The sequence below is a fragment of the Lactonifactor longoviformis genome, assembly GCF_042848515.1.
GTDB lineage: Bacteria > Bacillota > Clostridia > Lachnospirales > Lachnospiraceae > Lactonifactor > Lactonifactor longoviformis.
In genome coordinates this window covers 2,473,980-2,488,029 of the sequence record NZ_AP031453.1, presented here as the reverse complement: position 1 = coordinate 2,488,029, position 14,050 = coordinate 2,473,980, and the positions used below count along the sequence as shown (strand labels likewise).

The 14,050-nt window shown below is 45.9% G+C and carries 13 protein-coding genes; 2 read left to right on the top strand and 11 right to left on the bottom strand.

Going from position 1 to position 14,050, the window contains the following annotated elements; translation table 11 throughout:
- Window positions 1-51 precede the first annotated feature (51 nt).
- From ACGHCT_RS11430 to ACGHCT_RS11410, 5 genes are all read right to left on the bottom strand, one after another.
- Window positions 52-1,185, bottom strand: coding sequence for an aldo/keto reductase (locus ACGHCT_RS11430; RefSeq protein WP_154260407.1), 1,134 nt, complete (start codon window positions 1,183-1,185; stop codon window positions 52-54).
- A gap of 210 nt (window positions 1,186-1,395) precedes the next feature.
- Window positions 1,396-1,710, bottom strand: coding sequence for a cupin domain-containing protein (locus ACGHCT_RS11425; RefSeq protein ID WP_072851964.1), 315 nt, complete (start codon window positions 1,708-1,710; stop codon window positions 1,396-1,398).
- Window positions 1,711-1,744: 34 nt separating this feature from the next.
- Window positions 1,745-2,089 carry a YolD-like family protein gene (locus ACGHCT_RS11420; protein ID WP_369523682.1) on the bottom strand — a complete coding sequence of 115 codons (345 nt, stop codon included), beginning with the start codon at window positions 2,087-2,089 and terminating at the stop codon, window positions 1,745-1,747.
- Complete coding sequence (locus tag ACGHCT_RS11415) at window positions 2,079-3,347, bottom strand: DNA repair protein (protein ID WP_226904029.1); 1,269 nt, start codon at window positions 3,345-3,347, stop codon at window positions 2,079-2,081. The genes ACGHCT_RS11420 and ACGHCT_RS11415 overlap by 11 nt, the downstream gene beginning before the upstream one ends.
- A gap of 344 nt (window positions 3,348-3,691) precedes the next feature.
- Window positions 3,692-4,234 carry a helix-turn-helix domain-containing protein gene (locus tag ACGHCT_RS11410; RefSeq protein WP_390435975.1) on the bottom strand — a complete coding sequence of 181 codons (543 nt, stop codon included), beginning with the start codon at window positions 4,232-4,234 and terminating at the stop codon, window positions 3,692-3,694.
- 189 nt (window positions 4,235-4,423) lie between these two features.
- Here ACGHCT_RS11410 and ACGHCT_RS11405 point away from each other — a divergent pair, with 189 nt between their 5' ends.
- The gene (locus ACGHCT_RS11405; RefSeq protein ID WP_390435973.1) at window positions 4,424-6,019 is read left to right on the top strand and encodes an L-serine ammonia-lyase, iron-sulfur-dependent, subunit alpha; all 1,596 of its coding nucleotides are present in this window, start codon (window positions 4,424-4,426) and stop codon (window positions 6,017-6,019) included.
- A 36-nt stretch (window positions 6,020-6,055) separates the two neighbouring features.
- On the opposite strand, the gene ACGHCT_RS11400 is transcribed toward ACGHCT_RS11405, so the two are convergent.
- Window positions 6,056-6,520 (bottom strand): GNAT family N-acetyltransferase, encoded by a 465-nt coding sequence (locus tag ACGHCT_RS11400; RefSeq protein ID WP_347563332.1) that lies wholly within the window; start codon window positions 6,518-6,520, stop codon window positions 6,056-6,058.
- Window positions 6,521-6,997: 477 nt separating this feature from the next.
- On the opposite strand from ACGHCT_RS11400, the gene ACGHCT_RS11395 reads away from it, so the two are divergent.
- Window positions 6,998-7,318, top strand: a complete 321-nt coding sequence (locus ACGHCT_RS11395; protein ID WP_390435971.1) for a hypothetical protein — start codon at window positions 6,998-7,000, stop codon at window positions 7,316-7,318.
- Window positions 7,319-7,341: 23 nt separating this feature from the next.
- Here the strand turns inward: ACGHCT_RS11395 and ACGHCT_RS11390 are convergent, their stop codons facing one another.
- The 5 genes from ACGHCT_RS11390 to ACGHCT_RS11370 are packed head-to-tail and all read right to left on the bottom strand — an operon-like array spanning window position 7,342 to window position 14,049.
- Window positions 7,342-9,069 carry an alpha-glucosidase gene (locus tag ACGHCT_RS11390; protein WP_390435969.1) on the bottom strand — a complete coding sequence of 576 codons (1,728 nt, stop codon included), beginning with the start codon at window positions 9,067-9,069 and terminating at the stop codon, window positions 7,342-7,344.
- A complete protein-coding gene (locus ACGHCT_RS11385; protein ID WP_390435968.1) occupies window positions 9,066-10,922 on the bottom strand; it encodes an amylosucrase in 1,857 nt (618 codons plus the stop codon). The genes ACGHCT_RS11390 and ACGHCT_RS11385 overlap by 4 nt, the downstream gene beginning before the upstream one ends.
- Before the next feature lie 4 nt (window positions 10,923-10,926).
- A complete protein-coding gene (locus tag ACGHCT_RS11380) occupies window positions 10,927-12,288 on the bottom strand; it encodes a glycoside hydrolase family 32 protein (protein ID WP_154260423.1) in 1,362 nt (453 codons plus the stop codon).
- 28 nt (window positions 12,289-12,316) lie between these two features.
- Window positions 12,317-13,177, bottom strand: coding sequence for a carbohydrate ABC transporter permease (locus ACGHCT_RS11375; protein ID WP_154260425.1), 861 nt, complete (start codon window positions 13,175-13,177; stop codon window positions 12,317-12,319).
- Window positions 13,177-14,049 (bottom strand): carbohydrate ABC transporter permease, encoded by an 873-nt coding sequence (locus ACGHCT_RS11370; protein WP_154260427.1) that lies wholly within the window; start codon window positions 14,047-14,049, stop codon window positions 13,177-13,179. The genes ACGHCT_RS11375 and ACGHCT_RS11370 overlap by 1 nt, the downstream gene beginning before the upstream one ends.
- Window position 14,050: the final 1 nt, after the last annotated feature.

The window sequence follows — 14,050 nt, the reverse complement described above, 5'->3', positions numbered from 1 at the left end:
TACCAAAACTGCCAGCACAAGTTGAACAGACCCCTGCCCCTCTGTCTGAAATTACCCGTTTAGTTTTGCTGCGAAGTCGGCCATGGCCTCTGAAATCTTTATCTGCTGGGGACAGACTTCCTCACAGCTTCTGCATCCGACGCAGGCACCCGGCTGTTTTTCTTCAGGAACCGCCATCAGAGCCATAGGGGCGATAAATCCTCCCCCGGTGAAACAATGCTCATTATATAACTCAAGAAGGGAAGGAATATCCAGTTCCTGAGGACAATGGCTCGTACAGTACCGGCATCCCGTACAGGGAAGTGCGATATCTTTCACCATACGATCCGCCACCTGAAGTAGGGCATCCATCTCTTTTTTGTCCAAAGGCTTATGGGACGCAAAGGTCCTGATATTTTCCTGAAGCTGCTCAAAGCTGGACATTCCTGAGAGCACTACAGTAACCTCCGGCAAGGTCTGAAGAAAACGGAACGCCCAGGCAGGCATATCCTCATTAGGGCGAAGTTCTTTTAATGTGACGGCATGGGCTTCTTTAAGAGACGCCAAACGGCCGCCCCGAAGAGGCTCCATAACCCAAACAGGAATTTCATATTGGTTCAATAGCTCTACCTTAGCTTTGGCATTCTGGAAAGACCAATCCAGATAATTCAGCTGTATCTGACAGAATTCCATATGTTCCCCGTATGCTTCCAGGAAACGCTTCATCACCTCACAGCTTCCATGGGCAGAAAATCCAAGATGACGGATGCGGCCTTTTTCTTTCTGCTCCATCAGATACGAAAAAATGCCGTAAGTCTCATTCAGATAAGCATCAATATTCATCTCACAGACATTGTGAAACAAGTAAAAGTCAAAATACTCCACACCGCATTTTTCAAGCTGCTGCTCAAAAATCTCTTCCACCTTATCCATATTAGAAAGATCATATCCTGGAAATTTGGTGGCAAGATAATAGCTATCCCGGGGATAGTCACTCAGCACTTTTCCCATAACCCTTTCCGAGTTCCCATTGTGATATCCCCATGCGGTGTCATAATAGTTAATACCATGTTCCATGGCATAGCTTACCATCTCTGAAACTGCACACTCATCGATCCTGGCATCATCGCCGTCAATAACAGGAAGCCGCATGGCCCCCATTCCTAATGCTGACAATTTCAAATCCTGAAAATCCTTATATATCATTTTACAGTACCCCTTTCTGTGATATAAGTTCAAATGAATGTCTAGTCCTGACCACAGCCTTTTCTTTAAAGTGCAGTCTCTGTATGTAGTACATCCATTCCTTAACTTTTCTACAGGATACTCCCTGGAGTTAACTCAAAGTCAAGTACTTTTATACATGTTTCGCTAACATGTAATAGTATCGTATTCCCCATCCTGAAAATAGGATGCCTATAACCCTTTGACTGATATCCCTATCATTACAGTCTCGCTGCTGCAGTTATTCCAAACTGCATGGGGAACTTTCCCGTTTACCAAATAACTTTCATCCTTTTTTACAATAATCGTTTCCTCACCAACTTCAATTCTCGCCTCACCTTTTGTCACTATGAACAAATGATTATGTTCATGTGTATGACGCTGTATAGGGCCACCGCCGTTCAAATCAACATAAGCCACCGAACCGTCTATGATCTGTCCCATTTCTCCAAACAGCCTTTTTGCTTTAAAGTTCACATGATTTGGAGGTGTTATAAATTCATTCATCTTCCAATTCTCCTTTCTCCCGACTTTTCTAATATCACAGTATCTTCTCCGACTCCCCTGAAATCTCGGTAATGTCGTACAAGTCATCAAAGGAAATCTTAGTATTTACTATTTTTAGAACTCTTGCCGTCTCATCAATTCTGGATACCATCCCTGTCAGTTTGATATATTCATTTTGACAGAAATATACAACTGTTATAATGTCATTTTTATGCACCTGCCTCAGTTTTCGATCCAGCTCTTCCTGATAGTCTTCCGACAGCTTTCCCTTTGGCAGCACTACCTTTTCTTTCCTGCGCAGGGCATCGGGATAGCCTTTCAGGGCGGCAAACGGCATAAACTGCTTTGCCCTTTCCTCTCTGCTCATTTTAGATACCACTTTTATGCCCTCCTATCTGCCGGTTACGCTCCATAGCAGTCGCTCCCTCCTGAAGGTTCATGCCTTTTAGAATCGCATTCTTCCCATATTTTTCTTTGATGTTAAGCATAGCTTCCTGCATTTTATGTTCCCGCTCCAGCTCTGCCGGATCCGTAAACAAGTCATACTGCTGATACCTCTCGTCCACCACATGGTTGAAAGTAAGATTTATCCTGTGAATGGGTGCAGACCGATCCACAATCCGCTCGTACAGCTTCATTGCAGATGCGATTATCTGCTTTGCGGAACTGGTTGTAACTGTCATAGAAGCTGTCCCATGTGCGGATTTCTTCTGTAACCGGCTGCTGTATCCCACATGCAGGGTAATGGAATCCGTCACAAGCCCTTTATCCACAAGCTCCAGAGAGAGCATATCAGCCATTTCCTTCACAACCAGTATGGCATCCTGATAGGTATAGTCACAGGGAAGCACCTGTCCGCTTGATATACAGTTCTCTTTTGTCCGATACGCTTTGATGTCAGCCATGGTAACGGGTTCCCGCCCCCATGCATGATCTATGAGAAGCTCCGCGTCAACCCCGAACATTTTGTACAGCATGGCCTCATCGGCCTTTGCCGCCTGCTCCATGGTAAAGATACCAGCCCGCTTTAGCCGGTTTGCTATCCCTGTCCCGATTCTCCAAAAGTCCGTAAGCGGCCTGTGGGTCCATAAAGTCTCCCGGTATATCACCTCATCTAAAACCCCGATGTGATCCTCCGCATGCTTTGCCGTGATATCCAGGGCAATCTTGGCCAGATAAAGGTTGCTGCCGATTCCCGCAGTTGCAGTAATCCCTGTGGTGTCCAATATATCCTGCATAATCTTTATGCTCAGTTCCTTTGCCGTCATCTGGTACATAGACAAATAGTCTGTAACATCCATAAAAACCTCATCAATAGAATAAATATGAATATCCTCTTTTGCGATGTACTTCAGATAAATGCCGTAGATCTCGGCAGAATAATCAATATAGAGCTGCATTCTGGGCGGTGCCATGATATAGTCAATTCCTGCCGGAATCTGAAATACTCTGCATCTGCCCGGTACACCCAGAGCTTTCATAGCGGGTGAGACTGCCAGGCAGATTGTCTTTTCCGTACGCTCCGGATCCGCCACCACAAGTTGGGCCTTCATAGGATCCAGCCCTCTCTCCACGCATTCTACCGAGGCATAAAAGGATTTCAAATCAATACATACGTAGATTCTGTTCTCTGTCACTGATGGACGCCTGCTTTCCTTCTTAATTTTCTTCACTGATACCATTTTACCAGAACAGGAGTTTGTTTTCAACTGGCAAACTCCTCACAGTTCTCCCTGTGAATTCATGGTTACTCTTTACTCGTGCCCGGTAACTATTCATGCAGGTCTTTGGATGTCAGCTCTATACCGGTGAAGTATAATACATATAAATAAATTTTTATATATAAAAAAATTTAGCCAATCTTTTTTACAAATATAAAACCCAAAGTACTGTACAGAGCATCCAATATTCCTCTTACCACCTGTCCTCGATTCCGGCAATAAAAAAAGTGCGCAGGCATCTAAATCAGCCTTTGCACCTTTTAATGAAAATTTGTAATCTGTTTTATCCACAGGCTTAAACAGGGTACTTCTGAAAGATTACTGAGGCTGTGCTTTTTCCTGGAATCTACATAAAAAGCATCGCCCTTATGAAGCACAAACTGCTGTTCATCCAGAGATATCGTCAATTCTCCTTCTAACACGAATCCGATCTCATCATAAGCATGGGTCCATTCCTTCTTATATTCGCAGCGGGGCTCCACAACAATCAGAAGTCCGTCCAGTCTCTCCGGGCCAAAATTGATGGATTCATAGCGAATCTGGCCCTTCTGCTCAAAAACAACTTTTCTGTCCTGAGCACGAATTACATTCTCCCCCCAATTCTTATCATCCAGCAATTTCACAAGTTCTATATCTAAAGCGGCGCAGATACGCTGAATATTATCAAGCGTAGGACTGCAGAGATTTCTTTCCAGATTACTGATAAAAGCAGGGGAAAGCCCAGTCTCATGTCCCAGCTCTGTGAGTGTCACTCCCCGCCTTTTGCGCAGATTCCGCACCCTTGTTCCTATCCCTTCTCCCATAAACCTGTTCTCCTTTTGTATCTGTATTTTTATACCGACGACAAAATCATATCATTTTTCACAAATACATTACAAGTATAATTTTTTACGATTGTAAAAAAATCTGTTGACTTTAATTGAAACTGCATTTTATAATACACCTAATCATAAAATAATTTTTATATTTATAAAATTTTAAGGAGGGTTTTTATGCAGCGCCAAAGTCCAAGTATTTTTAATGATATTGTCGGCCCCACTATGATTGGGCCTTCCAGCTCGCACACCTGCGGGCCTTCACGCATTGGTTTTCTGGCACAGCAGCTTCTTCCGGGAACTTTGAAAAAGGCTACTGTGGCTTTCGCTAGAGAAGGAGCTTACACTATGATGTACAAGGGGCAGCGCTCTGATATGGGGTATGTGAATGGTCTACTGGGCAGACGTCCTGAGGATCCCAGGCTTCGCAATGCATTTGGGGAAGCTGAAAAAGCTGGTGTAGAAGTCCGTTTCGAGATACAGGATTTTCCTGCTATTGTACCCAATATTTCACATATCACTTTGGAAAATTCAGAAGGAAAACAGGTTATTGTACATTCCGATTCCACCGGGGGAGGCACTGTAAAACTGTTAAAAATTGATGACTTCGACGTATCCATCACAGGGGACTGCTACGAACTCATTGTGAGAGCAGATTGCGATACTGCTGAGCTTGGGCACATCTGCACCTACATACAGGCATTGAATGACAGGGATGAAGGAAGCAGCATATCCGCCCGCGAAGAACGCGGGCTGATTAATCTGAAATACCGGACTCCGTTAAAGGAACAGGTTCTGGAGCAAATTAAAAAAATACCCTCTGTCTCTGAAGTCATTATGATGGAGCCTGTCCTGGCCGTTCCTTCTAACCGGCACTGCAAACTCCCATTTACAAGTGCAGAGGAAATGTTAGCATTATCACGCTCCGAGGGCAAGGGGCTGTGGGAACTGGCTGTGGAGTACGAAATGGTCCGCAGCGGCTGGAGCAGGCAGCAGGTATGGGATTATATGAAATATGTTGTGGATACCATGGAACACAGTGCAAAAGAGGCCCTGAAGGGCCAGATTGATATGCGCGGCATCATCTCCCCCACTGCAGGCAATGTTGAGAACTATATAAAAAAAGATTCAAAAGCGCTGGATATGGGCGTATTAAACACAGCCGTTCCCTGGGCCATGGCTACTATGGAATACAGCAGCGCCATGGGAGTTGTTCTCTGTGCCCCCACCGGGGGTTCAGCCGGAGTCTTCCCCGGAGCTGTGCTGGGCGTTGCCACCCATCTGGGACTCTCCACAGAAGAAAAAATCCGTGCTATGTTTGTTACATCCATCATAGGTATTGTCATGAGCAAAGATTGTAATTACTCTGCGGAATTATACGGCTGCCAGGTTGAACCGGGAGCCGCTTCCGGTATGGCAGCAGCCGGACTGGTATACATTATGGGCGGTACCTCCGAACAGATGTGTCAGGCCGCATCCTGTGCCGTACAGAATATTCTTGGCACCATATGTGATCCGGTAGCGGGATTAGTGCAGATCCCATGCATTAACCGAAATGCCATGTCCGCGGCAAACGCCGTGGTATCCGCTAATATGATTCTGGGCGGTTTTAATCCCCTGATTCCTCTGGATCAGACTGCGGAGACACTATTTCGCGTAGGACGGCAATTACCCTCTGAATTGCGTTGTACCTGCCATGGCGGATTATGCACGACTCCCTGCGGTCAGCAGTTAGCCGCAGAGCAAGAAGCCCGGGATAATGACAGAGCGTAAGACACCGCTCCGGCACTTATCTTCTGCAGCTATAGTTTACCTGCAAAAACCAGTATACACCATTATTTTCTCACCCTTAGTATCACATTTTCCATTGAACTGAAACCCAAGCTGCTTATACAGGTGTATTGCAGCCGTATTGCTCTCATATACGCTCAGATACACCTGTTTTTTTCCATATTCTTGGTGCAGCCGTTTCAGCAAAGCCGAGACGGCCTCCCTTCCATACCCCCTGCCCTGATGTTTTCCATCTATCAGGATACGATCCAGCCATACTTCACCCTCCCGTTTAGAAATTTGGAAGCAGCCATACATAGCAAACCCTACCAGCATATTACCGTCATAGATACCCACCGGCCTCCACTTTGGGCTCTCGTCCGCCTCTTTCATACAATCGCTGACACTCTCAATAAACCCGGTCTGTTCCGGTAAAGTTCGTAAGCTCTCCACATCTCTTCTGATTGCCGGATTAACCGGCACAAAATGTAAATTCATAGTCATACACCTGTTCTCTCTCTTTGTTTTCATATCTCTGTTCAAAAATAGTGCGGATTCCAGGCCTGTTACCTGCCCCTAAACAAAAAAACCGGACAAAACAGAGTCACTTCCGGCCGCCTTATGATGAAGTTGTACGCAAAATCATCTTAGCAGCCAGTTTGATCAAACTGTTTTATCCGGATCATTGCAGGTACGCCCGCATTCCGTATCTCTATACTAACAGACAGCAGGATTTTCGTCAATAATGTTCCGCCTTTTAGACACGGTGCCTTAATATGCTTATCCGTAACAATTTTGTTTTTATCACATACACTTTATTAAAAAGAGGAAATATATATGTGTTATAACGAGTGTCACTGCAGTTCCGGCAAACCGCAGGAACTGTGTTCCTATGCGCAGTATGGAGTCCAATCTAACCCGTCTTCTAATACTGATCTGTCCATGATGACTCTGTTCCAAGAGGGTAAGCAGATATCTTTAATGGATACTAAAATAATATTAGAACCAGGATATTTATATCTCATAGATTTTATTTTTTTAGCAACACCAGAGGCTGATAGTTTTATGCAGATTACTCCTAAAATAAACGGAGCCCTTAAGCTATTATACTCATTTTTTGCTCCAACCGGCTCTGCGTCACGTAATGCTTCTGCATCCGGAAGTTTCACCATCCCTGTCATCGAAGACAGCGCTGCAGTATCCTTCAATCTGACGTATCCGGAATCTGTCAGAAATATAGATATAACCGGCGCCATATCGGTTACTGCTCTGCACAAGATTACAGGAAGCAAATGCCGCTAACGTAACCTGTACCAGCGGTCTTTCTATATGAAAAAGTTTTCCGCAGATGATGCGTCCTTACTGTCAAAACAATTGCTGCCAAAATCAGCACGCTTTTCATCTGCGGGGAATCGCCTGTACAATATGCCGGCCTCGTACGCCCCAAGCACACCGTTTATCCCACTGCGCTCATTGCAGATAAGCGTCTCAGCCTCCCGCCACTTCTCCGGCAGGGCAAACGCCGCTTCCTCACAGCTAAAGTTCGCATACACCAGTATTTTGCCGCCCTCACAGCTCCTCGTATACGCAAAAATCCGCTCATCGTCCTTTTCAAGCAGTTCAAACTCGCCGTCTACAAACACCGGATATTTCTTTCTCAATCTAATTAGTTTCTTATAGCAGTAGTATACCGAATTCTCATCCTCCATCTGCTGTTTTACATTGACCTCCGTATAATCAGGGTTCACCTTTATCCAAGGAATTCCACAGCTAAATCCGGCATTCATTCCGTCGTTCCACTGCATTGGTGTTCTGGCATTGTCCCGGCTTCTGGCATGGATGGAATCCATAATATCCGCTTTGGAAAAACCCTTTGCCAGCCGTTCTTTATACATGTTGATCGTCTCTATGTCCCGGTATTCCCCGTACTCATACTGTACATTTTTCATGCCAATCTCTTCACCCTGATAGATGTAAGGTGTTCCCTGCATTCCGTGAAGCACAATGGCAAGCATTTTCGCGGACTGGCTGCGGTACACCCCGTCATTCCCCCAACGGGAGATTATTCTCGGCAAGTCATGGTTTTCCCAGAACAGGCTGTTCCAGCCGCATCCGTACAGTCCTGTCTGCCATTTCTCCATAATTTCCTTGAATTTAACCAGTGAAAATGGTGCAAGATCCCACTTCTCTTTTCCCTCCTGCTGGTCGATTCCCATGTGTTCGAACTGAAATACCATGGAAAACTCGCTTCCGTCCGGATTGCTGTAGAGCTTTGCCCGCTCCACATCTGCGCCCCAGGCCTCCCCTACGGTAATCAGATTACCCTTCCGGAAAGTCTCACGGCTCAGTTCACGGATAAATTCATGAAGTCTCGGCCCATTTCCTGTTATCAGGTAATCCGGCTCCTTGGCTATTTGATCGATAACATCGAGCCGAAATCCCCCTACCCCTTTTTTCATCCACCAGAGAATCATGTCATAGATCTCCTGTCGCACCTGCGGATTCTCCCAATTTAAATCCGGCTGTTTTACAGAGAACTGGTGGAAGTAATACTGAGACAGCTCTGGCACCCACTCCCATGCTGAGCCGCCGAAGGCCGCCTGCATCTCGTTGGGAGGCTGACTTTTTACACCGTCACGCCATACATAATAGTCATGATACGGGTTATCCCTGCCCTTTCGCGCTTCCCTGAACCAAAAGTGCTCATCTGACGTATGGTTGAGCACCAGATCCAAAAGGATTTTAATACCCCGTTTTCCGGCCTCGGCGATCAGCTCCTCCATATCCGCAAGCGTCCCGAACATAGGATCAATATCCTGATAATCCGAGATGTCATATCCATTATCATCCTGGGGAGAACGGCACACCGGGGAAAGCCATACGGCATCGATACCAAGATCGGCCAGATAGTCCAATTTGCTGATGATTCCCTGCAGATCTCCGATTCCGTCTCCGTCACTGTCTTTAAAACTGCGGGGGTATATCTGATAGATTACCGCCCGCTTCCACCAGTCTTTTTCTAATGCTGCTGTCACTGTACGAACTGTTGTCATTGCACTTGCTCCTCTCTGCTGCATCTCTTCGCCCACACAAATCCATGGGCCGGAAGCCAGACATCCCTCATCTGCCGGTTTTCTCCAGTAAATAAATCAATGTACATGCCTTCCTCCTGCATCCATGCCGTCCTCCTCTGACTGCTGAAGTTAAAAATCCCAAAAAACCTTTCTTCTTCTGTCTCCCTCATTATGCAAAGAACCCCATTGTCTTTTACATCGTATGTATATACGTCTGCATCTTGGGAAAATACCTTCTCCCTCCCGCGAATCCGTTCGAGCCTGAGAAGTGCCTGAAATATCTGCCCTTCCACCGCAGTCCCGTCCTTACGAAGCCCGGCAAGATCCCAGCGGAATTTTCCACGATGCACATAACGGGAATCCATGGATTTCAGCGGATCATCTTTATAACTGTAGTCATTGACCTGACCAACCTCATCTCCGCTGTAGAGCATCGGAATCCCCGTCTGTGTCATCATGTAAGCGTGGAGCATGATGTCCAACTGAACCGCTGCTTTTAGCCTGACAGCATCCTCCTCAAATCCCGCACTCTCTATTCCGCACATAGAAGCTGTTGTTCCGCAGAATCTTGCATCTTGTGTGACCGGATCATCATTGTACAGCTCCCCTCTGCTTACGCTTCCACAGAACCTGCCGGTGAAATAATCATTCAGAAACCGTTTGTGCGGTGCCTCTTTCATTCCCCACCATTTTAAAGTATCATAGTCAAGTCCCCAGCCTATATCATCGTGACACCTTAGATAGTTCAAAAAGGTATATTCTTTGGGCAGACTGTTGACGGTATCCAACTGCTTTCTCAAAAGCCGGATATCACCGACCGCCACACTGTTCCATGTAGTAGCCATCGTGGTCACATTATACAGCATATGGCACTCCGGTTTTTCTACTGTTCCAAAATACGGTACTACCTTTTCCGGTTCCATCACAACCTCACCCAGCAAAATAACGCTGGGGCAGACGATCTCGCTGATGATACGCATCATGCGCACTATCGTATGCACCTGGGGAAGGTTACGGCAGGCAGTCCCCAGTTCCTTCCAGATATATGGAACCGCATCAATGCGCACCACATCAATACCGCAGTTTGCCAGATATAGAAAATTGTACATCATCTCATTGAACACTCTTGAGTTGCGGTAGTTCAAATCCCACTGATAAGGATAAAATGTCGTCAGCACATGGGCATTTTGCTCCGGGAGATAGGTAAAGTTACCCGGCGCGGTAGTCGGAAACACCTGGGGTACTGTCCGTTCATACTGTCTCGGTATCTCATAGCTGTCGTAAAAAAAGTAGCGGCTCCTATATTCCCCATCCCCTTGTCTGGCTCTTATTGCCCACTCGTGATCCTCGGACGTATGATTCATAACAAAATCCATACATACGTTTATTCCTTTTGCATGGCACGCATCGGTAAGTTCGGTCAGATCTTGCATCGTGCCAAGCTCCGGTCTCACCTTCCGGAAATCAGCCACCGCATATCCCCCGTCCGAACGCCCCGCTGGTGTGTCAAGGAACGGCATCAGGTGCAGGCAGTTCACATTACATTCTTTCAGGTAGTCAAGCTTTCCCTGCACCCCCTTTAAATTGCCTGCAAAATTATCAATGTATAGCATCATGCCAAGCATATGGGGTTTTTTGAACCAGTCCGGCTCGCAAAGCCGCCTTTCGTCACGATTGTGGAGTTTCTGACTGCGCATTTTATAATATTCGTACATCTGTGTGCACAGCTCTGCGAACATATCCCCATTTTGGTACAGCTCCATATAGAGCCAGCGCAGCTCGTCATGGTGCTTTGCCATTCTGTTTTGAAAAATATCTTCTTTTTTCCCCATTGCTTCACTCCCTGCCTGTTTCCGCCTGGAATAGCTGTTCCACAGGGCCGCTTATCCCCCTTTCCAAGCCATAAACCACATTACTTACCACATACTGCCCCTGGTTCACGAACACCTCAATTAGATTAGGCTCTGCAAAGATATCAAGCTCATACCGTCCGCAAAGGGGGGGCGTACTGCTTGTCATGCGGTACTGCTCTGCCTCTTTTGTATCCCTGCCGTAATCTTTTCTTGCAAATACTCTGCGTCTGTCTGTGTGAATGCAATCGTTCTCAGCTTTGATACAGTATCCGCCGATATCCAGCATATCTCCTTCTTTTAACACGGTTTTTATCCGAAAGGGCTTCTGATAATCTATCTCTTCCCTTTGCAGCACTACTTTACTAAAATACTGCTCTGTCTCTGGGTGCACGCGGAAATAAATGTGCCCCGCCTCTTCTTCCACTACCCTCGGAAGACACATCATGCCCTTCCATGGATTCCTGTCCGGTGCATCGACTGCATAAGGCATCCGCATCCACGCAATCATGACCCGCCTGCCATCTTTATCAAGAGTCGTCTGGGGTGCGTACAAATCCAGTCCGTAATCCACAAATTGACTGGGTTGTAACAGTTCAAGCTCACAGCTTTCCTCCTCAAAATCCACCGGTACACATATGGATTGATGGGCATATTCCAGACCATCTTCCAGAATACCCATAGGAGAACCAATAAACACATAGCCTTCTCCTGCCTTGAAAATATCAGGACATTCCAGTATTTTCCCGAAGGCTTCATCCCGGCACTGGTTCACATAGGTCCATGTCCCGGCATCTCTGCTCTTGTAGAACAGCACCCGTCCATACTTTCCTTCAAAGGTGCTCCCCAGAATCATATAATAAGTATCGCCGCTTTTCCACACCTTCGGATCTCTCGTATGGACAGCATCAGCGATTGCCATATCTGTACTTACCGGAATAATCTGCCGTTTATCCCCCCAGTTGTCGAACTGGTACCCATCCGGAGAAATCATCATCGCCTGACTGGTTTCGAACGTTTCTCCCGGACACAGATGTATGTTTTCCGGATCTTCCTTCAGATACCGCACCGCCGAATAATACAGATACAGCATTCCGTCTTTTTCTATGGCACTGCCTGAAAATACCCCGTTTCTGTCATAGTCCTTCGTAGGGAAGAGGGCAACCTCCTTATGCTCCCAGTGAACCAAATCATCACTGACCGCATGTCCCCAATGCATTGTCCCCCACACAGGAGCGTAGGGGAAATGCTGATAGAACAGGTGATATTTTCCTTGATAATAGATAAAGCCATTAGCGTCATTTATCCAGTTTCCCGGAGCCTTAAGATGTAATATATCTTTTATCATTCCACTACCTTTTCTTTCCTCGTGTTATTTATTTTACCGCCCCCGCAACAACGCCGCTGATAATCTGCTTTTGAAGTATAATATACAGAATCAGAATCGGTATTACGCACAACAGAAGACCGGCCATAATTGTTCCGTAATCCGCAGAGTACGTGCCGTAGAAGCTGTAGGTCGAAAGCGGCAGCGTCAGAAGCTTTTTATCTGTCAGCACTAACGACGGAAGCAGAAAGTCATTCCAGAAGGCCAGCGCATTTAAGATTACCATCGTAGAGATAATTGGCTTAAGCAGCGGGAACACAATTTTAAAAAATGTCTGCCCTCGGGTACAGCCGTCTATGTAAGCAGCCTCCTCCAGTGCGATGGGCACACTGCCCTTGATAAAACCATGGAACATAAATACCGACATCGCCATAGAAAATCCTGTGTGCATAAATATCAAGGTAATTCTGTGATTCAGCATATTCAAGGTTCCCCCGTAAATGCTGACCAGCGGAATCATAATCGCCTGAAACGGTATAATCATAGATGCCACCATCAGTGCGAACGTAATTTTGGAAATCGTATTGTTGTGACGCACGATATAATATGCCAGCATGGCTGCGAACAAAGTCACAAGGAGTGTCGCCGAAACGGTTACAATCAAAGAGTTCTTAAAGGCATTCATAAAGTCCATCTGTGTAAATGCTTTAACAAAATTGTCAAAGGACAGTCCCTTAATTGTATACAGCCAGGAAAACGGGCTTTTAATAATATCTCTCTTCTGCTTTAAAGAGTTGATTACTACCATCAGGAACGGGAACATATAGGCAAGAAATATAATTATCAATCCCCCTGCAGCCAGTATATTAGTCGCTTTTCTTTTATTTCCCCCGATTGACGTCTGCTTCATTATGCTTCCACCTCCTTCTTCTTCGTCAGGTACACCTGAATACCGCTGATACATGCCACAATCAGAAACAGAATAAGCGCCTCTGCCTGCCCCAGGCCAAACTGTCTGGAGGTGAATGCTTTCTCATACACATGCATGGCGGCCATTTCTGTCGTTCCGTAAGGCGCTCCTGCAGTCAATGAAAGGTTTACATCGTATACCATAAATGCACGAGAAAGTGTGAGGAAGAGACAGATTGTCACCGATGACATCATAAGCGGCATAACGATACTCTTCATCTTTCGCCAGCCGGAGGCTCCGTCGATGCTGGCCGCTTCCATAACATCCTCGCTAAGTCCCATAAATCCTGCCACATAAATAAGAATCATATATCCGGACAGCTGCCACACGGATACGAGCACCAATGCGAGGAAAGCTTTTGTGGGATCAGAGAGCCACGATACCCCGAAAAGGTTCCAGCCGGTAGCCTCGCCGACATTTACAAACACTCTGGAAAATACAAACTGCCATATATATCCCAGCACAATACCTCCGATTAAGTTAGGAGTAAAAAATCCCGCTCTGAAAAAGTTCTGGCCTTTCATTCCCCGTGTCAGAAGATAAGCCAGCAAAAAGGCAATTACATTGACTAAGAGAACAACCAGTATTACATATTTGAACGTCAGCCCCAAAGAAGTCCAGAACTGCCCATCCTGCAAAACCCCCATAAAATTCTTAAAACCGATAAAATTCTTTGCTTTAGAAACACCATTCCAGTCTGTCAGCGTAAGGTATACCCCGTAAATAAAGGGGATAATTACCACAGCAAAGAAGCAAAACATACCCGGCAGTGCAAACATACAGAAATCTTTTCCTCTATTTTTATTTCTCATT

Coding starts and splice junctions, on each gene's coding strand:
- ACGHCT_RS11405 (WP_390435973.1), top strand. CDS start 4,424: ATGCAGCGCCAAAGTCCAAGTATTTTTAATGATATTGTCGGCCCCACT.
- ACGHCT_RS11410 (WP_390435975.1), bottom strand. CDS start 4,234: ATGGGAGAAGGGATAGGAACAAGGGTGCGGAATCTGCGCAAAAGGCGG.
- ACGHCT_RS11425 (WP_072851964.1), bottom strand. CDS start 1,710: ATGAATGAATTTATAACACCTCCAAATCATGTGAACTTTAAAGCAAAA.
- ACGHCT_RS11385 (WP_390435968.1), bottom strand. CDS start 10,922: ATGGGGAAAAAAGAAGATATTTTTCAAAACAGAATGGCAAAGCACCAT.
- ACGHCT_RS11370 (WP_154260427.1), bottom strand. CDS start 14,049: ATGAGAAATAAAAATAGAGGAAAAGATTTCTGTATGTTTGCACTGCCG.
- ACGHCT_RS11430 (WP_154260407.1), bottom strand. CDS start 1,185: ATGATATATAAGGATTTTCAGGATTTGAAATTGTCAGCATTAGGAATG.
- ACGHCT_RS11395 (WP_390435971.1), top strand. CDS start 6,998: ATGGATACTAAAATAATATTAGAACCAGGATATTTATATCTCATAGAT.
- ACGHCT_RS11400 (WP_347563332.1), bottom strand. CDS start 6,520: ATGACTATGAATTTACATTTTGTGCCGGTTAATCCGGCAATCAGAAGA.
- ACGHCT_RS11375 (WP_154260425.1), bottom strand. CDS start 13,177: ATGAAGCAGACGTCAATCGGGGGAAATAAAAGAAAAGCGACTAATATA.
- ACGHCT_RS11390 (WP_390435969.1), bottom strand. CDS start 9,069: ATGACAACAGTTCGTACAGTGACAGCAGCATTAGAAAAAGACTGGTGG.
- ACGHCT_RS11380 (WP_154260423.1), bottom strand. CDS start 12,288: ATGATAAAAGATATATTACATCTTAAGGCTCCGGGAAACTGGATAAAT.